This is a genomic window from Pseudoalteromonas sp. GB43 (genome assembly GCF_054923805.1).
On record NZ_JBPCHJ010000001.1, the window covers coordinates 834,715 to 858,004 of the forward strand.

Genomic DNA, 23,290 nt, shown 5'->3' on the forward strand with positions numbered 1-23,290 from the left:
CAATGAAATCAATAAAACCAAGCTTACTGGCACTTGCCATAGCAACACATTTTTCAGCCTTTGCTGATGACGCTAAGCCAAAACAAGATATGGAACGCTTAGTAATCACTGCAACAGGTTTTGAGCAAAAAGTTACCGAAGCACCTGCAAGTATTTCAATTATCACCAATGAAGATATTAAGTCTCATGCCTTCACCTCAGTACTTGATGCTGTGCAGTATTTAGAAGGTATCGACATTGGCACAACTCGTGATAAAACGGGCCAAGGCAGTGTGAGTATGCGTGGTTTAACAGGTGAATACACCCTGTTACTAATTGATGGTAAACGCCAAAATAACCATGGCGACATTTACCCAAACAATTTTGGTGGCAACGCGTTTAACCACGTACCACCGGTTGATGCGATTGAGCGAGTTGAAGTAATTCGCGGTCCTGCATCAACACTTTATGGTGCAGATGCGCTGGGTGGTGTAATCAATATCATCACTAAAAAGCACACTGACAGCTGGAGTGGTGCAGTATCTTTTAGCCGTTCACTACAGCAAAACGATGATTTTGGTGATGACATTACCACTGACTTTAGTGTGATGGGCCCGCTAATTAAAGACGTATTAAGTTTAGGTGTGCGCGGCAGTGTTTACGAACAACAAGCATCATCGCCAACATTTGAACCTGCGACCGATCCTAACGGTGTTGTACATACTCGTTCATTAGGCTTTGGCAGTGGCGGTCGTACCGTTGATAACACAAATGAGCAGTATGGTTTTACGTTAACTTATACCCCGTTTGAATCTCATCATTTACGTTTTGATTATGACAATTCAAGCCAAGTGTACGACAACACACCTAGCTACGACATTGAATCAGGCACCATTACTTACCCACTTGGTACTAAAGATAACATTGAATCAATTTGGCAAGATCGCCGCGGCCAAGTAAACCCGCGCGCAGGTTACGCGGCAGACCAAGAGTTTGACCGTGAATGGTGGTCACTCAGTTATGATGGCGATCTTAACTGGGCAACGGTAAAAGCCTCTGTGTCTTATGTTGATACGCAAAACAATGGCCGTACTTTACCACTGAGTGTAAGCGAGCGATTAGAGCTGCAAGCTATGTACGATGGTACTGGCGAATACGAAGGAATGGACGAGCAAGCACGTAAAGACTTAGCTGAAGAAACATTCTTACCACGCCCTGCTCGCCCACTTGAAAGCAGCCAATATACCTATGACTTACGTTTTGATATTCCAATCGAGGGGCGCTTTGGCAGCCATAACCTAGCAATTGGTGGCCAGCTTATCGACGGTGAATTAAAAGACGGTGTATTTGGTCTTGAAAGTGATCAAGCTGGCAAAGTACAAGAGCAAAACATGTACTCAATCTTTGCCGAAGATAACTGGATGGCAACTGATAACTTCACCTTTACACTAGGTGCTCGTTACGATGACCACGATGTATTTGGTAGCCAAGTATCACCTCGTGTTTACGGTGTATATAACTTATCTGACACTTGGACCTTAAAAGGTGGTGTAAGTACAGGTTACAAAACACCAAAAACAACTGACCTTTATGACGGGATCACCGGATTTGGTGGCCAAGGCACAAGCCCATTTGCAGGTAACCCTGAATTAGAACCAGAAACCAGTGTTAACTCAGAAGTTGCACTTTACTGGACTTCACTTGATGACGATCACAACATTAACGTGACTTACTACAACACCAAGTTTGAAGACAAAATTGCCAGCGGCGATACAATTTTAAGCTGTGAACAAACTAACGACGTACGTCCATGTGTGAACCTAGGTCAATATGATCAGCTTGGCTACGATAGCTACAGCCAAAAGATCAATATCGACGAAGTAGACCTTCAAGGTGTTGAAATTGCTGGTCAATACACAATCACTAAAACAGTGTCTATTAACGGTAACTACACGTGGACTGATAGCGAACAAAAGAGCGGTCCTGAACAAGGTCAACCATTAACTAACTCAGCTGAGCACATGGCAAACCTAACCCTAAACTGGGAAGCGACTGACTTTATGAACTTATACCTACAAGGTGTATATCGTTCAGACCGTTACCGCGGTTGGGATAACGTGCACGATAAAGCGCTGTATTACAAAAACTACAACCTACTTAATTTAGGTGCGCAGTTTTATGTAAATGAGTACGTGCAAATCAATGCCCGTGTAAACAACCTATTAGACGAAGATTTCACCTCATATAGCACTAGCTATACCGACCTAAATGGCGATGGTGAGTACGAATACCTAACAGGTCGCGGTGTAGTTAGCGAAGTTACATTCACAGACGACTACAACGTTAAAGATAAAGGCCGTAACTTCTGGATTGGCGTTACCGCTTACTTCTAAGTAAGCTCCCTGAAAATAGACAGCATGTAGTCATATGCTGTCTATTTTTCTTACCGTCCCTATTACTGCTCCTATTATCAGTATTCTTTTTACTGTCACTAAATTGCCAACTTCACACATTAAGCTGATGGTACCTGCGTAAGCCTATTTGTCAGTCTATGGAACATATCCTTACAGCCAGCGGTATCTGTATTAGTTATCAAGATGAAGGCGATAAAAATGCGCCGGTGATCATCTTAATTATTGGCTTAGGTGCTCAATTTACCGTTTGGCCAGAGTCGCTATATTTTGGCTTGGTCGAAAAAGGCTTTCGGGTTATTCGTTTTGATAATCGTGATGCAGGGCTATCCTCATCGTTAGATGAGTTAGGCAAGCCGAGTCTAGTAAAGCATTGGCTTAGCCGCCGATTACCCATTCGCGCAAAGCTGCCCTATTCGCTCGATGACATGGCTCGCGATGTAAAAGAATTAATGGATGCACTGGCTATCAAAAAAGCGCACTTAGTGGGGGCGTCGATGGGTGGCATGATTGCGCAAATTGCCGCGGCAAAGTATAAAAAACGTGTACTGAGCTTAACTTCAATTATGTCGAGTAGCTCGCCGTTATCGTTTTCGGGTTCAAACATTAACCTGTTGGTAAAGCTCGCTAAAATACGCCCCCGAAGCAATAATAAAGAAGCCGCGATTGATTACAATGTTAGGCTCAACCAACTCATTGGCAGCCCAGCCTACCCACAAGATGAACACGCTTTATACGCCAACGCTGAACGCTATATTGAGCGACCACACAAATCAAACAGGCTTTAAACGTCAGCTTGCAGCCATTGCCGCAACGCCTTATCGCGAGCAATTACTAAAAAAGATTAAAGCGCCCACGTTAGTAATTCACGGCAGTGCTGATCTTGTTATGCCGCTGTCTGCGGGTATCAACACCGCCCTGTTAATAAAGCGCAGTAAGTTAAGAGTCGTGCCCGGAATGGGCCATGATTTTCCGCCCGCTTTAATGAAAAAAATGACTAAGTGGATAGCTAAACATGCAGCTAAAGTCAGCGCCAAAAAAGCCGCTAAAAAACCCTAAAAGCATGATAGAATTATCATATAATTTATAAGGTTAGCGTTTTATGTTACGTGTATTTTTTAGTCTGTTTTTAATCATCCCTTGGTTAAGCTTTGCCGGTGTGTCACTGAGCGAGCAGCGCATTATTTATCAAGGCGAAATTAATGCCAAAAACAATCAACATGTTGCACAGCTTTTGGCTGAGCAGCAAAACATAAACAGCATACAAATCACCAGTGGTGGCGGAAACATTGATTTAGGTATGGATCTCGCCGAATTGATTTTGGCGCATAATTTAAAAGTTCATGTAAAACAATTTTGCTTTTCGTCGTGTGCTAATTACGTATTACTTGCAGGAAACCCTACCACCATAGCTAAGAACGCCATTGTCGGTTGGCACGGCGATGCCGCTTCAGCTCGCTGGCGAGATAGTGATATTGATGCCATGGTAAGCCATTTAAAAGAGCCAGAAAAAACAACCAAGTGGCAGGCTTTGCGCACTCAATACGATGAAATAATCGCAAAAGCCATGGCTCGTGAAAAAGCCTTTTATGCAAAACGCGGAGTTAATCATGACTTGCTAACGATTGGTTTATCTAAAGAGCTAAAACGTGCAGCTGTGGCACAAAAAGCCAGAGGCTGGAGCTACTCAAAAAAAGCACTCAATACACTGAATGTGAGTAATATTGAGTTTGCAGATTGGCAGCCCCGCTCAGCAAAGAACTTTCCGTTACTAATAATTAGTGACCTTGGGGATTAGCTTTTGTAATCACGGATATAACGGTAATCAAATTCGGTGTCATCTAGAATGTCGCAATAATCACGAAAATCATTACTCTGCATTTGCTGAATATCGATGATCACCGACTGCTCTGTTACGAGTTTTTTAAAGCTTTGCAATAGCGTACGTCCTTGCTTTGCATCTATATGGCAACCGAATTGATAAATGTCATATAGCCGAGCGAACTGATCACCGCTCTGCCTTGAGCTTGCCATGAGTGCTTCACCACGCTCAAAAGCAAGCATTCTACCCAGAATAAATTGCGCTCTAGGTTCATTTTTATGTTCAACGAGATAACGTAAAATAGTTTCTGATTTAAATGTATCTTGTGGAAAATTCCCCTGATAAACGCCTCGCTCATCAAAGTGACGACCCGAATAGTAGGCAAAAGCATAGCTAAATGCTTTTTTGTCAGACAAGGTTGCAAGAAACTCATCATCTGTTGGAATATGTTTTGCTCTAAACTTAGCTGCTTGATGTTGCTCTTGCTCCACCTGTCTTTCAACAAACAAATACTGCTGGTGAGCAAATGCACCAACGGCGCCTGCAAAACTCAAACATGATGTAGCAATTAGGGTACTCGGTAATACTACCAACCAATGATTTTTAATTTTTTTATACCCTGCCAGCTCCCCCGATTCATACACCTCAGCAAATAACTTATGGTCAATAAATGGAATGCTTTTACGTGCAATAAATGCTGCTGACCAAGAGCCAAGTGCAAATAACAAAGCATAAATTGATAAAGACAATGTACCGCTGATCAAAACCTCTGAACTGAGCGCAACAGCGATTACAGATAGGTATGCAATAAGTGAAATAACTGAAAAGATACGATCATAGCCACGCCCATGAATACGAACGGCTAGGCCAACGAGTACGCCGCTAATCACTAACATTACTGGCCCAATAGCACTTTTAATTGAAAATACTGTGATCCATAAAATAATGATTGGGATACTCCAGCACGCTACGCCGATTGCGGCTGCAAGTGGACTTTGCTTAACTAGTTTTGCTTTAACTTGCTCTCGACTCTGCTCAGTAACAGACATATCAACTCCATTTTCGTTTTATTATTATTTTCCTGTGAAACAAAGTGATTCTAACTAGAACAGCTGATTATAAAAAGAGGAACATAAATTTTCGTGATACAAAAAAAGCCACCTCGCAGTGGCTATTTAAAATAGACTTTAATTAAACACTAAATTGATGCCATGGGCCTGTTATAGCAAGTGTTTTTGAAGGTGAGTAAACGTTCACAAACAAAGTGCTACCATCGGGTGAAAAACAGGCACCAGCCAGCTCAGTTTGCGCCACTAAGCGGGCAAAATTATAAACTTGGCCTTGGGGTGTCACACCACGAAGATGATTATCAACCACATCGGTGTATTGGTCTTCACAGACAATTAAGTGACCATTAGGTGACACGGTTAGGTTATCGCCAAAGTTGTAGAGAGTTTTGCTAGTACTTTCTACAAACAACGAGATCTTACCAGGTTGCTGTGCTTCTTTATCTGTGCCCTCAAATTCTGATGGCTGATATTTCATAACCTGACCAAGTTGTTTTTTACCACCATTGGTACAGCAAAAATAAAGCTCTTTATCACCCCAGTGAATACCTTCACCGCGAGCAAACAATGCTGCACCTTGTTTGTAGCCGCGTAGGCGTAGGTCGTCTTTCGGGCTTTCAGGGTTATCTAGATTGACCCACTCAACCTCAAGCTCTTGATGTAGCCCCATGGCTTTATTATTCCAGTTACGGCTATCGAATTGTGGCTTACCTTTTACCACCATAGCTTGTAATTGCCCGCCTTTATGCAGCTTGCCATATTCATTTGGAATAAAACGATAAAAGACACTATCACCTTTATCTTCAGTTAAATAAACAATGCCGGTGCGCGGATCAACAGCAGCCGCTTCGTGGTTAAATCGACCCATGGCTTTTAATGGCTCAGGTTTAATTAAGCCTTTGCTATTTGCGGGTACTTCAAAAATATAACCATGATCTTGGTTAAATCCATCGGCTTTGGTATCTGTGGTTTCTTCGCACGTAAGCCAGGTGCCCCAAGGCGTGATACCGCCAGAACAGTTACGAATAGTGCCGACCAATGACAAGTATTCTTGCTCTTTTTGATGGGTTTTTAGGTTATAAATGATATGACTTGTGCCACCCGGTAACGCCACACCGTCACTGTTAGTATCAAAAGCCAGAGGTGTTTTATGATTGGCAATACTTGCTTCAGCTTTCGCTAAGTCTTTTGGTTTCAGCTCATGGTTTCGCACTAATGCAACACGGTCATTACCAAGCGCTAGACAGCCCATGCCATCAGCTTTGTCCGGTACTGTAAACCCATCAGACATTTTCTCACCTAGGCTTGAAACTACTTGATAACTAAAGCCCTCGGGTAAGTCGAGCAATTTATCTGGATCAGGAATTAACGGACCAAAGCCCACAGCCGTTGTTTTTAAATCACCTAACGACACTTTACCTATGGCACTTTTTGATAATCCTAAAAAGGCCAATGTGCCCGCCCCTACTAAAAATTCTCGACGTGAAACCATGCTAACTCCAAGCTAAAAACCAGCTTTATCATACAAATAAAAAAGGCATTATAAAGCAATGAAACAATAAAAAGTTACATTATCACAATATTCACGAAATTGTCATAAAGCACTACTCTTTGATGATTGCTAGTTGCTCATTAGGTAGCAGCACAATTAAGTAACCACGCAGCTCTAAGTTACAAAAATCAAATTCAAAACCAGCAATTTGTAAGTCACTAGCGCAATGAGTTAACGGTATATAAGCTGTTGCTGTTGCTTCAGTTAATTCACTATTAGCAAGTTTATAGCTGTAGTTCGTATTGCCGATAAAACTAACCAGCCTAACCACAGGGTAATCACCACTAACTACAGCCTCAGTGCGTGCTAAAAAAGCCAGTTTCAGCGTTCCGCCATCCATATAAATGATCACATAATTAGCTATATCACTAACAACCCACTTTTGTAGATGAGCTTTTATTTCAGCATCATAAAAAGCTGCAAAGCCAACCTTTCCGACCACAGAACGCTTAAAGTTAAGCTTTTCAAAACCACCGTAGCCATCGATTGATTTTTGGAAGTTCTGCTCCTTATAAATTGCGCTTGTTGGTGTGTTGTTTCGTAGGTTCATCATATAAAAATCAACCGGGTACTCGCTAAAGTTATAAACATAATAGTCACTTTCATAGACACCTTGGTATAAATCGTCTTCGTCAAACACTTCCTCTTCAGCGCTATTGCAACCAGTTAGTAAGAGTAAAATGCATAATCTCAGTAGATAATTCATTGCTCATCCCTTTTTCTAAAAACGATAATTTATAGTTGCAGCGAATTGCTGCTTGGCAGTTTCACCCACGAGCGGGCTTTTTTTGATAGTTGAGTCAAGTTGCTCATACCGCAAGCTCGTAAAAACAGACCACTGCTCATTAAAAACATAAGTCAGGTTTAGCGAGGTAAATGGGTTAAGGGCTGCACTTGGCTGATATTCATATCTGCCAAACTCAGGGGCGATATTGCCATTAGCTATGCCATACAGGTATTGAGTGTATTTTTTATCTTGCCAATAAAAACCGAGATCAGCACTTAGCTGTAACCCTAATCCTTGGCCATAAATCGGTAGGTTATAGCGGGCAAGAAACGTAAGTCCATCGGAGTGATTCGAAATATCTTGCGCTAAACGAACAAAAAGCTGTTTATATTGCAGCTGAGTTCTGAAAGTTAGCTCACCTTTACCGTCTTTATAGTCAGTGAAAACCTCATCATCCGACAACTCATCACTAAAGATTAAACTGCTATCGTAGGTTTCATCTCGGAGACTAAGCCCCATTGACGCTTCAAATTCTGCGCCTTGTAAAAAGGCATATTGCACTAAGCCATATTTAGGCCCTATGCGCCAGTTGCCTTTTCGGGCGTTGAAATATGGCAAGACCATGGTTTGAATATCGTGATCTCGCCATGCTGTATCAATAGCCAATTGTGCAGCACCGACCTCCATTTGCCATTGCTGTGATTGCTCATCGGTCTTGGCATCATCAACAAATAATGCTGCTAAACAATAAGCTGCAATCAACAGATAAGAAAAAAGACTATTTCGCAGAAATTCATGTTTGGTCATGATAATGTCCCTATATTGGTGTTTTAATGCAGTTTAACGCCTCACCATTAGGGCTGACTTGCTGCAAATGTCACATATTTAATCGTGACATTTGTCATATACATAAACGAATAATTGCGAATTAAACTAAGCGTATGAACAAACTCTTGCAAACGTTGATACATCGAAGCGATTTCATACTCTCAGCAATCACCTGGGGGTTTGTGTTTATTTATACTCTGCACGCTTGGTCGCAAAGAGCAGAGTCAGCGCAGCTAAGTTTTAGTACAATAAATACGTTTTTGATCAGTGTGTTATTTATAAGCTTTTTTGCTTTTTTAATTTATTTTGAGTTTTTCAGATCACGATTTAAGCACTATCAAACCCGTATTTTGAACTTCACTATCGCTAATGTTGTGCTATTGATGTGGCTATTTAATATTGGCTTTGTTGCAATTCTATTGATCATCTTCTTAGTTAAATTCAGCGATTACGAGCCAAACAAAGCCAGTCTCTATTTACTCATTTGCCTGCCCTTTTTGATGGCGCTGACGCTTCACTATGGCTTTGATAAGCAATTTGTATTGCTCAACGGGTTGGCTTTCACTTTATACAATAGCTTTGCCTATCGCTTTGCTACTCGGCTTATTTCTGAGCGTAAAGCCAAAGAACAAGCAGCCCATTTATTACGTGAATTAAAAGCAACTCAAGCGCTTTTAAACGACACCGCAACTCGCGATGAACGTATTCGTATTGCCAGAGATTTACATGATACCCTTGGCCACCACCTTACAGGACTCAGTATTCACTTAGAAGTCGCCAATCATTGTGCTAATCATGAAGCACCAAAACACATAACTAAAGCACAGCAAATTACCCGCTTGTTATTAAATGATGTGCGTGACTCTGTCTCGTCAATGCGAGAAAACCAAACCATTGATTTACATGCATCGCTTAATTCACTGTGCAGCCATGTTACAGGCTTAAATGTCACACTCAATTACGATGAAAATATAAAAATAAGTGATACGTTATTGGCACAAACGTTATTTCATACTGTGCAAGAAGCGATTACGAATTGTATTAAACACAGTGATGCGACCGAGCTGTCGGTAAGCTTAGACCTCCAATCTGATTCAGTGCATCTCACTATTTATGATAACGGCGGCGAAATGCCCAAGCTGAACTTAGGCAATGGCTTAACAAGCATGCAAGAGCGCTTAGCTTTAGTGCGAGGGGCAATCGAGTTTGAACAAAATAATAATGGGTTTGCGATTGCTGCAACGTTACCTCATAAACTTAATCCACATACTTTGGCGTAAAAAATGATTAGGGTATTACTCGTTGATGACCAAACATTATTAAGAGAAGGCTTAAAAAGCTTACTCGCCCTTAAAGCAAGTATTCAAGTCGTGGCTGAGGCTGACAATGGCCAAACGGCTCTTGAGATGCTCAAGCAACATTCTATTGATGTTGTACTCCTTGATATTCGCATGCCTATTCTAGACGGTATTGGCGTACTGAAAAGTATGCAAGCACAACAGCTGAGGCAACCAGTACTGGTACTCACGACCTTTGATGATAGTGAACAAGTGCTAGAATGTATTCGCTATGGCGCTAAGGGTTATGCGTTAAAAGATATTAATTTAGAGCGCTTGGTCAGCGCCATCGAAACACTTGCTAAAGGTGGCTCAGCGCTAGCTCCTGCGATCACCGAGCGAATTTTGAATAAGCCCACTAAAACAACCGATACTTCTTTAGCAACTCCTGATAAATTAAGTAAAAGCGAGCTTAGAGTGCTCAATTTAATCGCTGCAGGCTATTCAAATAGTGAAATCGCCGAGGCACTTTATAAGTCTGAAGGGACTATCCGTAATCAAGTGTCTTTTATTCTCAGAAAGCTAGATGTACGTGATAGAACCCGTGCAGCATTAAAAGCAATTGATCTAGGTTTGATATAATTACAAATCATTTTTAATCTCATTAAGCTTTTATCATACAAGTAAATCGCTTAAACTAAGGCTTAATTTTATTTCAAGAAGCAACCGCTATGTTCCTAAAATCAAAAACATTTATTGTATTCTCATTGGCGCTTTTAAGCTTTAGCCAGCACGCCTTTAGCTTACAGTTTGGCAATCAAGTCGACAGTGACAAACTCATTAAAATTTCGACTGTTATGGCCTCACCAGACGATTACCTTGCAAGTCCAATTACCGTGGAAGGGACTATCACTGGGGTTTGCGAAAAACGTGGTTGCTGGATGACGCTCGCATCAGACAAACGCTTTGAAAACTTACGTATCAAAGTTGAAGATGGCGACATGGTATTCCCGATGACGGCTAAAGGCAGTAAAGCTATCGTAACTGGTAAGCTCGATAAAATTCAGCTTAGCCTTGGCCGCACTAAAGCGTTACTTGCTCACAAAGCGCAGCAAGCCGGCGAAAGCTTTGATGCAAATTCAGTGACTGAAGCAATGGCTATTTATCAGCTCGTACCGAGCGGAGTTGAAATCATTGAGTAATAAATCAAGTATCAACTGGTTTAAGTTAAACAGAAACTTACACCGCGATATTGGTTATTTTTGTGTTGGTTTAGTGATTATCTTTGCGGTTTCTGGCATTGCAGTGAACCACAAAGATGATTGGAACCCAAACTACAAAGTAAGCCACCAGCAAATCAGTGTGAGCGATGAAACTTGGCAATTAGATAATGACGAGTTGCTGATTGAACAAATTATCTCTCATGCTGATGTAAGCGAGCCGGTAAAGGCCTCTTATTGGGTGTCGCCGCAAGAGTTTAAGGTGTTTTTAAAAAACGGTAACAATCTCAGCCTTAAACTTAATAAAGATATCATAAGCTATGAAGCCATTGAGCCTCGTCATGTATTTCAAGCATTTAACCGTTTACACTTGAACGAGACAAACGAATCGTGGGTTATTTTTTCTGATATTTTTGCAGGGCTGCTGCTGTTTTTAGCGATCAGCGGCTTGTTTATGATCAAAGGTAAAAATAGCCCATGGGGCAGCCGCTCAGTTTTAGTCATTGGCGGTATGCTGCTCCCCGCTGCTTATGTGTTTTTATAAACTAAAGTTCCCTGTTGCCATTCTCGCTAAGAGCGATGGCAACTTTTTTAATTAATTTAATACTCACCAAATTTGTAACACAGTCTTTCTTAAAATAACTATTCGCAGAACCCTCCCTTTGCTTACGCATTTTATAGCAGCTCAAAGTGTGTTTACTTAGCTCTTAAAACCTCTCACCTACCTATTATTGTTTTTTTAAATGATGGCTTTATTGCTTTTATTTGTGAGCATTTTCATCGAAAAAGCAAAAAATGCTGTCAAACAGAACCTGAAAAAGGGACTAACTTAGTCATAATTTATGACTAAATGGCAATTATTTATTACTAGATAAATTTAAAAACAAAACACTTTCAACTTATTAAAGGTAACTAAATTGTAAAGTAAATTAATGATTTATTATTATTGATATTGATAATCACTATCATTACGATCCCAATTCAAATTAACCAAGAAGGAATTGAGTCGTGAATCAATTAGCCCCCGTGCTTAATGCTCATTCATCAATAAACGTTGATGAACAGCCCCATGCGTTTATTTTTAACGAAAATAATTTACTCAAATATGAGATGGCTTCAATGCAAACAATGTCGCTCATCCATCAAGCGCTGCGTTCTGCAAAACAAGTTCATTCTGGCGTCTGCCACAAAGAGCTCAGTAAACAAATAGCCAGAGTAGAACTAAATCAACCTCTCAATAACGTTGAGCAAGCGCTAAATGAAGTAAAATCGTTGTATTTAGATCATGCTGTCTATTTTCATCATCCAAAGTATGTTGCCCATCTAAACTGCCCCGTTGCTTACCCTGCGGTGATAGCCGAACAGTTATTAACTGCTATAAATTCTTCGTTAGACACCTGGGACCAAAGTGCTGGCGGGACGCTCATTGAGCAAAAGATAATTGACTGGAGTATCGAACGCATTGGCTTAAGTGCTACTGCCGATGGCATATTCACAAGTGGCGGCAGTCAATCTAATTTAATGGCATTGTTACTTGCTAGAGACCATGCAGCAGAGCGCTTATCAGGGCACCTTATTCGCGATTTTGGTTTAGGCCCAGATGCTCATCGCTACCGTATTTTTTGCTCTGAAGTCAGCCATTTTAGTATTCAAAAGTCAGCCGCTTTACTGGGCCTTGGCTATAACGCGGTTGTTCCGGTTACAGTTGATAAAGAGTTTAAAATGGACCTAGCCGCACTTGATGCAGCGATTGATGAATGTAAAGCACAAGGCAATATTCCTATAGCGCTTGTTGCCACCGCAGGCACAACTGACTTTGGTTCAATAGACCCTATCGATAAGCTAAAAACGCGGTGCAAAGCTGATAATTTATGGCTTCATGTCGATGCAGCTTATGGCTGTGGACTACTTGCCGCTGATGATCACCGTCACTTACTCAATGGCATTGAACTGGCTGACTCGGTGACGTTAGATTACCACAAATCATTCTTACAACCTGTCAGCAGCAGTGCATTTATTGTTGCTGATAAAAAACAATTTAAACATTTAACTCATCATGCTGATTATTTAAATCCGTTTAACGACAACCCGCAAGCAGCGCCAAACCTTGTTGATAAAAGCATTCAAACGACTCGCCGTTTTGATGCCTTAAAACTTTGGCTAACTTTACGCATTATGGTCACGAACAGATTGGCAAAGTGTTTTCTTCTGTTATGGCATTAGCCCGTAGTAGTTATGTGGCACTCAAACAAGACCCTGAATTTGAGCTAATTCATCAACCTGAACTGAGCACCTTAGTGTTTCGCTTTAACGATAAAAACCTCAGTGATGAGCAATTAAACCTGCTTAATTATCAAATTAAAGATGAGCTATTCAAACAAGGTGAGTGTGCCATTGCTCGCACCAAATTTAGAGGTATCAACTACTTAAAGTTCACGCTACTTAATCCAAACACACAGATTGAAGACATTAAAAGTATTGCAGCTGATATTAAAGCCTGCGCCTACAGCATCAAGGCACGTCTAAAAGTAGAGGAAACTAGCTATGAATAAAGTGTACGATTTAATTGCCGTAGGTCTTGGTCCGTTTAACCTCAGTTTGGCATGTTTAGCTGAGCCAATTGAAAAACTTGATTCGTTATTTTTAGAACAACGTGATGAATTTAATTGGCATCCAGGGCTGATGCTCGATGGCGTTACATTACAAACACCATTTATGTCAGATTTAGTTACATTGGCAGATCCAACCAATCCATACAGCTTTTTAAACTATGCGAAACAACAAGGTAAGCTGTATCAGTTTTATATTCGAGAAAGTTTCTTTTTACTGCGCGAGCAATACAACCAGTATTGCCAATGGGCAGCAAGCCAATTAAGTAACATACAATTTGGTCATAAAGTCATTCATAGCCAATTTGATCACACTAAGCAGCTCTATGTACTCACTGTCGAATCTGCAAAGCAAACTAAAACGCTTTATTGTCGTCACTTGGTACTGGGCACAGGTCCCTCACCTTATTACCCACCCGCTGTTCAGGCAGAAGATACACAGCTCTGCCATGCCACTGAATATCTGTATAAACGGGATGAATTAGTAAATAGCAAGAGCATTACTGTAATTGGCTCAGGGCAAAGTGCTGCTGAAGTATTTTATGATTTGTTGTGTGATATTAAACAACATAACTACCAACTCAATTGGGTAACGCGAGCGCCGCGTTTCTTTCCTCTTGAGTACACGAAACTCACGCTAGAAATGACCTCTCCTGAGTATGTTGATTACTTTTATAACCTAGAACAGACCACCAAACAGGAGTTACTAGCCACGCAACGTAATTTATACAAAGGTATCAACTCAGAGTTAATTAATCAGATTTATGATCAGCTCTATCAACTTGATATTCAAGGTGTGAACCGTGCAAGGTTACTAACCAACAGCGAGCTCATTAAAAAACAAGGCAGTAAACTAGTTTTTAGACACAGTGAACAGCAGGCTGAATTTAGCTTACATAGTAATCAGGTCATTATGGCAACAGGCTTTAGTTATCAGCTACCCGATTTTCTAAGTGGCTTGATGAGCGAAATAAATTGGCTAGATAACGGGTGCTTTGCTGTTGAGCGAAATTATAGTATCGACAAGCTACAAAGGTTGTTTGTACAAAATGCTGAGCTGCACAGTCATGGTTTTGTAACGCCAGATCTGGGCATGGCCGCTATCGAAACAGCCATATTCTGCGCTCAATCTTAGGTTATGCACCCTACCCTGTTGAAACACAAATTGCCTTTCAAGAGTTTGGTTTACCCGATGTTGTCAACGAAAAACAGAAGCAAATAGCATGAAACAACCCGCATTAAAGTCAAGCTTGGTGCTGCTGACGATTATATCTGTTGTTTGCGACACCATGATTTTGCCCTTTTACCCGCAGTTTTTTAGTGCCCAATTTGGTTTGCAATCAAGTAATCACATTGGTGCCTATATCGCTGTTTGCTGCATCACTGTGATGTGTGCTTTCCCTGTATGGGCGAAAATAGCGCAGCACGTGCACGAGCTGTATTTATGGGCTATTACCCAGATAATGGCTGGGCTATTGGGTGTTGCGTGCTTTTACAGCGAAAACGTGTGGAGCTTTTGGCTGTTATCACAGCTGATGCTGGTATTTAAAGCAAGTTACCTGCTTATTTACCCCTTTGTTCTAAGTATCGAAGAAAAACAACAGCACCTCGGTGTCGTTGCTTTATTTAGTGTGCTTTTACACTTTGGTGGTATTGGCGGTGCTTTATTAGGTGGCTTAATCATTCAAAGTATTGAGCCGCGCTTTTTATATTTAGTGATGGCTGCGGGCGACTGCTTACAGGTTATGCTCTGCTTGTATTTAATTTACTTATTAAAAGTAAGCTACAAGCCACGGGAATTAACCGCATCATCAGTAAAACGAAAGCGTTTCCCTGGCTACATTATTCGCTTAGGGGTTATATCTATGGGCGTGTACTTCAGCATGTTCTTAGCAACGCCATACTTTACGCTACTTTGGCAACAAGTAAGTGATTTCAGCAATGCACTGTTAGCTGGCGCTGTGTTTGCTATCCCTGCTTGGGTTGCACTTGTCATTTTGATTACAACCAAAAACAAACCTGCAACCAATCAACACAGTAAAACAATCGCCTATGCACTTGTATTAAGCAGTATCGGCCTATTTATACAACTTAGCTCACACTGGCAATGGCTTGTGTTCGGCCGTGTTGTATTTGCTATTGGGCTATTTTTACTGACCGTGCGTCTGCAAGTCATGTTGTTTGCAATGAGCGAACCACGCTTTTACTCAAGCGACTTTGCCAAGCTTCATTTTATGCAAAATATCGGCGTCATCTGCGCCTCATTTTTAGCGGGAGATTTAGTCTCTCGCTTTGAACTAAACACCCCATTACTGACGGGCTCTGTTGGCTTTGCCATCACTTTATGTTTGTTTTATCTGCTTTTTTTACGCAACAAACATACCTCAACAGACCCTATTCACAGTTATTAATTTTTAAGAGAACACGACTATGAAAAATATTACTGAAACTCATATTAAGCACGCTTTGCTTGGTGATGTAAAAATCAGAACATTAAACCCTGAACACGATCTAACGACGATTACCCCTTGGCTTAAACATCCCCAAGCTCAATTTTGGGGAGCAATGGAACATTCTCCCGAAGAGATTTTAGATTTTTATACAACACTTAATAAAGATGAGGCTCAACAAGCCTATTTGCTTGAAATAAACCAAACACCGATTGCTTTAATTGAGATTTACAAACCACACATACTAAAACTTGAGAACCACCTAGCGCTTAAAAACGGCGATTTAGGCATGCATATTTTACTCGCTCCAAAGCAGTTCTCTGTGGCAGGGTTTAGTCTTGCTGTTATGCAGTCGGTGTTAGAGTTTATGTTTAATACCCTCTCATGTGAGCGAGTGATTGTGGAGCCAGATGTAGCCAATCATAAAATTCATCGCCTTAACTTAAAGGCAGGTTTCAGCCATCATAAAGTTATTAAATTGAGTGAGAAAACTGCATTACTAGGTAGTTTAGAAAAAGAATTATTTTAATTACTTACAGCATCTTTCGTCTCGCTTCGACACTTCACAGCAAGGTCCCGCAGTGCAACAAGCAACGCCATCTTGCAGTACCTCACATCTAGACCAACAAGCGTGGCAATACGCAAACCGTTTACTGATTGCCAAAATGCTCAGTGAGTTTTATCACGAACGACTATTTAGCTACGACAGTGAAAAACCAAACCATTACGTGTTGCATACCATGGGTGGGCAAAGCTATCAGTTTAAAGGTGAATCAATGCTGCTTAATCACCTACAAGTTGAGCCAAGTAGCATTACTAAAATGGCGCTTGATCACAGTCAACCATTAGATGCTATTGCGTTTGTGCTTGAGTGTAATGACAAGTTAAACATAGATAAATCAATGCTTGGCACCTATCTCGAAGAACTCGCGAGCACACTCAGTGGCTTTGCATTTAAATTTAAAAATAATCGCTATAGCGCTCAGCAATTAGCAGACGCAGATTTTCAAGTGATCGAAACCCAAATGACCATGGGTCACCCAAGCTTTATTGCCAACAATGGTCGGATTGGTTTTAACTCACAAGATTTTCACCAATATACGCCGGAAGCCGCAAACCCATTTCAAATTATATGGCTTGCGTGTCACAAACAGCACACCACCTTTAAAAGTACCGATGATTATAAATACGAGAGCTTGATTGCCGATGAGCTTGATTTAGCTGAGCGTTTACGCTTTGAAAAAGCACTGACTGAGCAAGGTTTAAAGCCAAGTGACTATCTGTTATTTCCTATGCACCCATGGCAATGGTTTAACAAATTAGTCCATGTTTATAGCTATCACATCTCGCAAAAACATATTGTCTGTTTAGGCTACTCACAAGATAGTTATTTACCTCAGCAATCAATTCGTACCCTGTATAACATCAGCAAGCCACACAAATGCTATGTTAAAACCGCCTTATCGATTTTAAATATGGGCTTTATGCGGGGCTTATCGAGCGCCTATATGAAAGTAACTCCGGCAATAAATCAATGGTTGTTCGACTTAGTAAACCAAGATAGCTATTTAAAATCTCTGAAGTTTCAACCTTTAAGAGAAGTCGCAACCCTTGGCTTTGATGAGCAGTATTACACTCATCCAGCGCTTGGCGATAACCCTTATAAGAAAATGATGGCGGCTCTTTGGCGTGAAAATCCTGCTCAATATATGGACGAGAATGAAAGCCTTGCCACTATGGCAAGTCTGCTTCATATCGATAGCGAAGGCCGTTCATTTGTAAGTGCTAAAATTGCCAAATCGGGGCTTAGTGCTGATAAGTGGCTAGCCCACTACTTACAGGCTTATATGACACCATTGCTACATTGTTTTTACCAGTATGATTTAGTCTTTATGCCACATGGTGAAAATCTCATCGTTCGATTTAATAATCATGTTCCGGTAGGGGTATTCATTAAAGACATTGGTGAAGAAATTGCCTTATTAAATAGTAATATCGAGCTGAATGATGAAATAAAGCGGATTAAGGTAACCATTCCAGAAGGCGTTGCCGTGTTGTCTATTTTTACTGATATTTTCGATTGCTTCTTCCGTTACCTTTCGGCAATTTTAGTAACTGATGGCCTACTGACCGAACAACAGTTTTGGCAAGCCGTCGCCGATACAATTGTTCAGTATCAGGCGAGTCATCCTGCACTTAAAGACAAGTTTGCTGAGCATGATTTATTTGCTGAGTCATTCCCATTATCTTGCTTAAACCGCTTACAGCTGCGTAACAACCAACAAATGGTTGATATTACCGACCCAGCTTCAAGCTTGCAGTATGCAGGTGATTTGCAAAACCCATTAGCGCAATATGCACTTGCAAACACAACAGCATAATAAGCTTGAGTTAGCCTTACGTCAGCAGTGCTCACTGCTGACGTTTTTAACTCCAACAATCGATGAGCAATGGTTTAGCAGTCAATGTTTAACTAGCAAGCAATTAACCGATTTAGCTAACGCTATAAAATTAAGAGGGACAAATGTTACTGAGGGATATGTCGCAATCAACCTCTATTTACAACTGAGCTGGCAAGTTATTTACTTATTAGTAGCCTGTGTAGAGCACCTTGGTTGCATTCCTGATCTGGTCAATATTAAGCAGCGGGTAACGGGCTCACATATTTATGGTTTGGCTAATTTAAATATCATGGCTCAACAAGACTCTTTTAATAATGCAGATTTGATTGAACTGGCAGCCAATCATTTATTTGACCACCAGCAAGCTTGGTATAATAACTTGCCATTGCAATACAGGCTAAATAAAGGATTATTAAAACGTTTACAAAGTGATACTTTCCACGCAGCGTTAATCGCTTGCTGACCAGAGAAATCGATAGAATTTATAGCAAAGCGTTTTCAACCATGGCAAAAGCTATGTGGTAAACATCGCTTTCGTGATCAAAACAATACGCTGACATTTATGCGTAAAACCTGCTGCTTACACTACCAACTTGTAACCGCTGATTATTGCGCTAACTGTCCGTTAAACAAAAAAGGCACTAGCGCTTGCTAATGCCTTTTTCCAAACGTTTTCTATATAAAGGCTCTAAACCTATTTACTAAGCGCGTTCATCCTTCGGCGATTCCATCACTACATGAGTTGTAATGGTTCGTACTTGTGGGATTGAGCCAAGTACATCAGCATGAAATGCTTTATAGGACTTGAGATCCGCCGTCTCAACTCTCAACAAATATTCAAACGAGCCAGTTACATTGTGGCACTCTTTTACTTCATCAATAAACTCAAGAGCGTGTTCGAATGCTCGCTGAGAGACGGTTGAGTGCTCATTTAAACCAACCCCAACATAAGCGATAAACCCAAGGCCAACAGCCTGATTATTAATAACCGCCCGATACCCCGCAATAACCCCAAGCTTTTCTAGCTCTTGCACTCTACGAAGGCATGCCGATGGCGATAAACCCACTTTATCTGCCAGCTCGGCATTGGCAATTCGGCCATTGCGTTTAAGCTCATGCAATATTCTGTCGTTAATTTTATCTTTTTTCATTTTTCATTGTGAACTTTAAATATACAAAACAACATTAAGCGCAAAAATTGCGCGCATTACAACTTATAATTGCATCTTAATTCAAATGGAGAGATAGCGATGAGTTTCGAAATTTTAACAGCCTTGGCATTATTTGCTTTGGTATCATCAATTACCCGGGCCAAATAACTTAATGTTGATGAGCTCAGGTGCTAACTTTGGCTTTAAAAGAACCACACCACACTTACTTGGCGTAACGTTTGGCTTTATGTTGATGTTAGTTTTGGTGGGCCTTGGCATCATGCAGCTATTTGACTTGTTTCCACCAAGCTATTTGATATTGAAAGTATTTTGCATTGCTTACTTGCTCTATCTGGCGTTTAAAATTGCCACAAGTAACGCACAACAAAAAGCCAGTAGTGAAAGTAAGCCGTTTACTTTTATTCAGGCTGCACTATTTCAATGGGTGAACCCAAAAGCGTGGGCAATGGCATTAAGCGCGGTTAGTTTATATGCCCCAGATAAAAACCTCACCTCAGTGTTAATCGTAAGCCTCGTATTTGGTTTAATTAACCTGCCTTGTGTCAGCTCGTGGACTCTACTTGGCGAAAAGCTACAACACTGGCTTGCCAGCCCAAAGCGCTTAAAAGCATTTAACTACCTAATGGCAATACTGTTAATCGCTTCAGTGATGTTTAGTTTGTTTTAAATAATTATTAAGATTGAAATACCAATTCACTTGATTAAGTGAATTGGCTTGGATTTAAACTACATAAATTCAAACTGCTCAACAGTTGCGAGCTTTAATTTGTCTATGTCTTTTTTGGTTGCTTTACAATGACGACGTAACTTTGAAGGAACATCTTTATCTGCAACAAGGCTTTTTAGCATAGCTTGATAACGCATCGTTTGTGCATTGGCAATAATTTTACAATAGTACGCGACACCATCTAGCATACGCCCATCGACAGTATATTTATTTTGCCAGAGCTTATTCGCTAATGCGTCTAGGTATTGCTCTTTATAAACACCGATATTATAAAATTTCTTACCAAGGATTTGAGTTTCGGTACCATCAGCTTGGTTCACTACATCAACAAACTGATAATGCTCTTGGCTATTAACATTATAAGTTAACTTTGAGTAAAACTGCCCATCTGCAGGTGACTTAACCATTTGAACACTGCCAAGATTTGTGAAATGAAATATTTGTATTTCAGGCTTGTTATTAAAAAAGCCTTTTTCAATATAACGAATATGATCAGGCTCACCTAACTTCTTAATAATAGCTTCTGCGCTTAGCCCCTGCTCAAGAAAAAACAATGGGTTATCAAATGACTCTGTTGTGATAGCAACCTGCTTTTTAATAGTCGCTTGCGTTTTTGGCGGCTCGGGAAGTACAACTTTACCCTTAACTAATTTGGCGATTACAGCTGTACTCTTATCAGGATCACCTTTTAAAACAACAGCATCAGATACTTGCTCACCAGCGCTATTTACAAGCCAAACAGACGAAAAGTCACTACTCAAATATCCCTTTACTAGATAGCTTTGTCCTGCTTCTGGAATAAAAGATACATCACCTGTAACAATGTAATTCGTTCCTGAATTAAACATATAGTTAATAGGTGCGGCATGATGGACCTGCGCTACAAGTGTTAGTGTCATTTCCTCTGCTGGTACTTTTCGACTAAACCCCACTGGTGACAGAACCATACCTTGTCCATAAGTAGCTTGGTTTGTTGCCCTAATAGCGTTATTGACATCTTTACCATTCACTTTACTCAAGTAAAAGAAGCGACCTGTACTAGTTGCCATGGTTCTGAAGGTGTCATCTATAGTTGCTGTTTCGCCCTGATATCCTTGAGGAACAGGGTTATAAGTTGTCATACAAGCAGATAAAGTTGATACAAAGAATAAAATAGCAAAGATTTGTATTAATTTTTTCATATTTTTAAATTCTATATTTAATAGTAAATTCTAAATTAAAATGCTTAAGCTATGTGCATAGTGAGGCTTTAAGCATATTAAATACAAACAGAGGCATGATTCTATTTTTCTTAAAGAAAACGTGAGGGACTTACTTAAAAGTGGCACAAGTTGAAACATCCATGTTTTGCGCAACGCACTTTATCAGCTTTCAGCTGCTTATTCACTAAAACCGTATAATCTAATTAACAATTCTAACCGTAATGAATTGAAGACTATTTTTCACACGGCACTAAAAAGTCGACATGGTAATGCTCATCATGTCGCACCCAGGATGGTTTAGTCGAAAACTGAATATGCTCTTTTAAATAATCGGCATACTTGGTTTTATAAAGCCCAGCTTGCAGGCTTGGGGCAAAGATCACGCGCCAAAGATCGTAACCTTTTGCTGTTGCCGATTTATGTAGCTCAACAATATGAGCTGCTAAAGCGGTGTAATCAATCTTAAACTGTTCAAACCTGTATTTGTTTATCAAATTCAATATCGTAGCCAAAACGATTAAATACATGTGTTGGCAAATGAACTGATTGCCCCTTTTCGTTAATAACAGGTGTCATAAAATCAACCGACAAACCATTTTGATGGGTTTTATGCGGGCTAAATTTCCCGCCATTTTCTAAGCCCGTTTCAGCGTATTTGTATCGTTTATCAGGATGGGATTTCTGGAGCGCTTGGTAGGCATCAACAATGATGTTTTTTACCTGCGAATGAACATACGTACGCCCTGCCAGCTCTGCCATTTTGCTGTAACTGGTAAAGTTATCACCCTTGCTGGGTAGTTTTACTGCATTACGCACATAGCCATTGGCAGTCGTTCCACCACAGACGCTATTAGCCAAAACCGATCCAGAGCAAAATAATAAGGCTAAAACTAAACATGTTTTCATTGCAGTAGCTTCTTTAAAAATTTAAAGCTTAGTGACCTGTGAATGAACAAAAAGTGAAAGCTCTGTCTAGCTTTCAATAAGTTAGCTAATTTGATGGAAAAAGTTAAAAATTTTTGGAATAAACCTTTCACCCACTCGTTACCTCTATGTCAATTCGCAAAAAAGAGGACGAGACAATGACAAATTTAAAACAATCACTTATCGCAATCTGTGTCGTAACTGCAACAGGCTTTTCAGCGGCTTCATCAGCAGCTAACGTGCAACTATCAGTCGCATCTGAACAGCAAACAGCCAGTGATAATCAAGTTTCGACTGGTTCAAACCAAGCAACGTCGAATACGACAATGATGCAATCAACTCAAGTGTCGGGCTCGGAAACAACACAAAATTCATCAGATGGTGTGAATACTGAAAGCTCAAATAGCGGCCAAGCAAATAATCAAACAACGCTTAAAAACGATGAACAGCAGCCTGCTGAAACTATACCCGAACTAGGTTTAACAAACTCGGTATCAAGCGCTTCTCAAGCTGCCAATACCGTAGTACTAGCTGGTGAATCAATGCTGTCAACTGCGACATCTGCTGTTAGTAATGTAGCCGTCGCGAACACTAATTCGAACACAACCAACGCATTGCAAAATCAATTGAGTCAGCAAACAGATGTATTAGCGTCTTTAGAGCCTAGTGAGCTAAGCTCTGCTGGTCTAAGTCAAGCCTCGCAAATCACTAATGACCTGCAATCATCACTGACTAGTAATGTACAACAAGCTGCAATGAGCTCTGTACAAAGTAGTGTTGAGCAAACCATTTCATCAACTGTTAGCAACAGCGTTAACCAACAAGTTGCTGAGCAAATAACCGCAGCGACAACTACCGAAGTCGTTAATAACATTCAAAACAGCCTGAACTTAGGCCTTTAACCAATAGCGTGCCGGGTTA

The 23,290-nt window shown here is 40.5% G+C and carries 24 protein-coding genes and 1 pseudogene; 17 read left to right on the top strand and 8 right to left on the bottom strand.

The genetic code is table 11. From position 1 onward, the window contains the following. The first annotated feature begins 2 nt into the window (after positions 1 to 2). The 3 genes and pseudogenes from ACRWSG_RS03880 (at position 3) to ACRWSG_RS03890 (ending at position 4,188) form a co-directional block, all read left to right on the top strand. Entirely contained in the window at positions 3 to 2,372 is a 2,370-nt protein-coding gene (locus tag ACRWSG_RS03880) for a TonB-dependent receptor domain-containing protein (protein WP_462165677.1), read from the top strand. A 158-nt stretch (positions 2,373 to 2,530) separates the two neighbouring features. Further along, positions 2,531 to 3,449 (top strand): annotated as a pseudogene (locus ACRWSG_RS03885) (alpha/beta fold hydrolase). 43 nt (positions 3,450 to 3,492) lie between these two features. Continuing rightward, entirely contained in the window at positions 3,493 to 4,188 is a 696-nt protein-coding gene (locus tag ACRWSG_RS03890; RefSeq protein WP_138599910.1) for an ATP-dependent Clp protease proteolytic subunit, read from the top strand. Here the strand turns inward: ACRWSG_RS03890 and ACRWSG_RS03895 are convergent. From ACRWSG_RS03895 to ACRWSG_RS03910, 4 genes are all read right to left on the bottom strand, one after another. Continuing rightward, on the bottom strand, positions 4,185 to 5,261 hold the full coding sequence (locus ACRWSG_RS03895) for a hypothetical protein (RefSeq protein ID WP_462165679.1): 1,077 nt from the start codon (positions 5,259 to 5,261) through the stop codon (positions 4,185 to 4,187). The genes ACRWSG_RS03890 and ACRWSG_RS03895 overlap by 4 nt on opposite strands. A gap of 142 nt (positions 5,262 to 5,403) precedes the next feature. After that, positions 5,404 to 6,771: an alkaline phosphatase PhoX gene (locus ACRWSG_RS03900; protein ID WP_194442746.1), complete on the bottom strand. Its 1,368-nt coding sequence runs from the start codon at positions 6,769 to 6,771 to the stop codon at positions 5,404 to 5,406. Between the two features lie 112 nt (positions 6,772 to 6,883). Continuing rightward, entirely contained in the window at positions 6,884 to 7,537 is a 654-nt protein-coding gene (locus tag ACRWSG_RS03905) for a hypothetical protein (RefSeq protein WP_462165680.1), read from the bottom strand. A 15-nt stretch (positions 7,538 to 7,552) separates the two neighbouring features. Continuing rightward, positions 7,553 to 8,365, bottom strand: a complete 813-nt coding sequence (locus ACRWSG_RS03910; protein WP_462165681.1) for a MipA/OmpV family protein — start codon at positions 8,363 to 8,365, stop codon at positions 7,553 to 7,555. Positions 8,366 to 8,568: 203 nt separating this feature from the next. On the opposite strand from ACRWSG_RS03910, the gene ACRWSG_RS03915 reads away from it, so the two are divergent. The 12 genes from ACRWSG_RS03915 (at position 8,569) to ACRWSG_RS03970 (ending at position 18,999) form a co-directional block, all read left to right on the top strand. Further along, a complete protein-coding gene (locus tag ACRWSG_RS03915) occupies positions 8,569 to 9,666 on the top strand; it encodes a sensor histidine kinase (protein WP_462165682.1) in 1,098 nt (365 codons plus the stop codon). 3 nt (positions 9,667 to 9,669) lie between these two features. Then, positions 9,670 to 10,305, top strand: coding sequence for a response regulator (locus ACRWSG_RS03920; RefSeq protein ID WP_054551862.1), 636 nt, complete (start codon positions 9,670 to 9,672; stop codon positions 10,303 to 10,305). An 89-nt stretch (positions 10,306 to 10,394) separates the two neighbouring features. After that, entirely contained in the window at positions 10,395 to 10,865 is a 471-nt protein-coding gene (locus ACRWSG_RS03925) for a DUF4920 domain-containing protein (protein ID WP_138619679.1), read from the top strand. Then, positions 10,858 to 11,427, top strand: a complete 570-nt coding sequence (locus tag ACRWSG_RS03930; protein WP_054551864.1) for a PepSY-associated TM helix domain-containing protein — start codon at positions 10,858 to 10,860, stop codon at positions 11,425 to 11,427. Before ACRWSG_RS03925 ends, ACRWSG_RS03930 begins: the two co-directional genes overlap by 8 nt. Before the next feature lie 464 nt (positions 11,428 to 11,891). Further along, positions 11,892 to 13,106, top strand: a complete 1,215-nt coding sequence (locus ACRWSG_RS03935) for a pyridoxal phosphate-dependent decarboxylase family protein (RefSeq protein WP_462165683.1) — start codon at positions 11,892 to 11,894, stop codon at positions 13,104 to 13,106. Then, complete coding sequence (locus ACRWSG_RS03940) at positions 13,097 to 13,435, top strand: hypothetical protein (protein WP_462165684.1); 339 nt, start codon at positions 13,097 to 13,099, stop codon at positions 13,433 to 13,435. The genes ACRWSG_RS03935 and ACRWSG_RS03940 overlap by 10 nt, the downstream gene beginning before the upstream one ends. Then, the gene (locus ACRWSG_RS03945) at positions 13,428 to 14,627 is read left to right on the top strand and encodes a lysine N(6)-hydroxylase/L-ornithine N(5)-oxygenase family protein (protein ID WP_462165685.1); all 1,200 of its coding nucleotides are present in this window, start codon (positions 13,428 to 13,430) and stop codon (positions 14,625 to 14,627) included. The genes ACRWSG_RS03940 and ACRWSG_RS03945 overlap by 8 nt, the downstream gene beginning before the upstream one ends. Before the next feature lie 88 nt (positions 14,628 to 14,715). Further along, positions 14,716 to 15,903: an MFS transporter gene (locus tag ACRWSG_RS03950; RefSeq protein WP_462165686.1), complete on the top strand. Its 1,188-nt coding sequence runs from the start codon at positions 14,716 to 14,718 to the stop codon at positions 15,901 to 15,903. A 19-nt stretch (positions 15,904 to 15,922) separates the two neighbouring features. Next, complete coding sequence (locus ACRWSG_RS03955) at positions 15,923 to 16,471, top strand: GNAT family N-acetyltransferase (RefSeq protein ID WP_462165687.1); 549 nt, start codon at positions 15,923 to 15,925, stop codon at positions 16,469 to 16,471. A gap of 52 nt (positions 16,472 to 16,523) precedes the next feature. Then, positions 16,524 to 18,323: an IucA/IucC family protein gene (locus ACRWSG_RS03960; RefSeq protein WP_462165689.1), complete on the top strand. Its 1,800-nt coding sequence runs from the start codon at positions 16,524 to 16,526 to the stop codon at positions 18,321 to 18,323. Beyond that, on the top strand, positions 18,298 to 18,807 hold the full coding sequence (locus ACRWSG_RS03965) for a hypothetical protein (protein WP_462165690.1): 510 nt from the start codon (positions 18,298 to 18,300) through the stop codon (positions 18,805 to 18,807). Before ACRWSG_RS03960 ends, ACRWSG_RS03965 begins: the two co-directional genes overlap by 26 nt. Positions 18,808 to 18,906: 99 nt before the next feature. Beyond that, complete coding sequence (locus ACRWSG_RS03970; RefSeq protein WP_462165691.1) at positions 18,907 to 18,999, top strand: (2Fe-2S)-binding protein; 93 nt, start codon at positions 18,907 to 18,909, stop codon at positions 18,997 to 18,999. Between the two features lie 46 nt (positions 19,000 to 19,045). Here ACRWSG_RS03970 and ACRWSG_RS03975 read toward each other — a convergent pair whose 3' ends face one another. After that, positions 19,046 to 19,495 carry an Lrp/AsnC family transcriptional regulator gene (locus ACRWSG_RS03975; RefSeq protein WP_054551870.1) on the bottom strand — a complete coding sequence of 150 codons (450 nt, stop codon included), beginning with the start codon at positions 19,493 to 19,495 and terminating at the stop codon, positions 19,046 to 19,048. Positions 19,496 to 19,628: 133 nt separating this feature from the next. Here ACRWSG_RS03975 and ACRWSG_RS03980 point away from each other — a divergent pair, with 133 nt between their 5' ends. After that, complete coding sequence (locus ACRWSG_RS03980; RefSeq protein WP_462165692.1) at positions 19,629 to 20,183, top strand: LysE family translocator; 555 nt, start codon at positions 19,629 to 19,631, stop codon at positions 20,181 to 20,183. A 59-nt stretch (positions 20,184 to 20,242) separates the two neighbouring features. On the opposite strand, the gene ACRWSG_RS03985 is transcribed toward ACRWSG_RS03980, so the two are convergent. The 3 genes from ACRWSG_RS03985 to ACRWSG_RS03995 form a co-directional block, all read right to left on the bottom strand. Continuing rightward, on the bottom strand, positions 20,243 to 21,424 hold the full coding sequence (locus ACRWSG_RS03985; protein WP_462165693.1) for a hypothetical protein: 1,182 nt from the start codon (positions 21,422 to 21,424) through the stop codon (positions 20,243 to 20,245). Positions 21,425 to 21,678: 254 nt separating this feature from the next. Beyond that, the gene (locus tag ACRWSG_RS03990; RefSeq protein WP_462165694.1) at positions 21,679 to 21,945 is read right to left on the bottom strand and encodes a hypothetical protein; all 267 of its coding nucleotides are present in this window, start codon (positions 21,943 to 21,945) and stop codon (positions 21,679 to 21,681) included. Further along, positions 21,917 to 22,303: a penicillin-insensitive murein endopeptidase gene (locus tag ACRWSG_RS03995; protein ID WP_462165695.1), complete on the bottom strand. Its 387-nt coding sequence runs from the start codon at positions 22,301 to 22,303 to the stop codon at positions 21,917 to 21,919. Before ACRWSG_RS03995 ends, ACRWSG_RS03990 begins: the two co-directional genes overlap by 29 nt. A gap of 224 nt (positions 22,304 to 22,527) precedes the next feature. On the opposite strand from ACRWSG_RS03995, the gene ACRWSG_RS04000 reads away from it, so the two are divergent. Next, a complete protein-coding gene (locus ACRWSG_RS04000) occupies positions 22,528 to 23,271 on the top strand; it encodes a hypothetical protein (RefSeq protein ID WP_462165696.1) in 744 nt (247 codons plus the stop codon). Positions 23,272 to 23,290 lie beyond the last annotated feature (19 nt).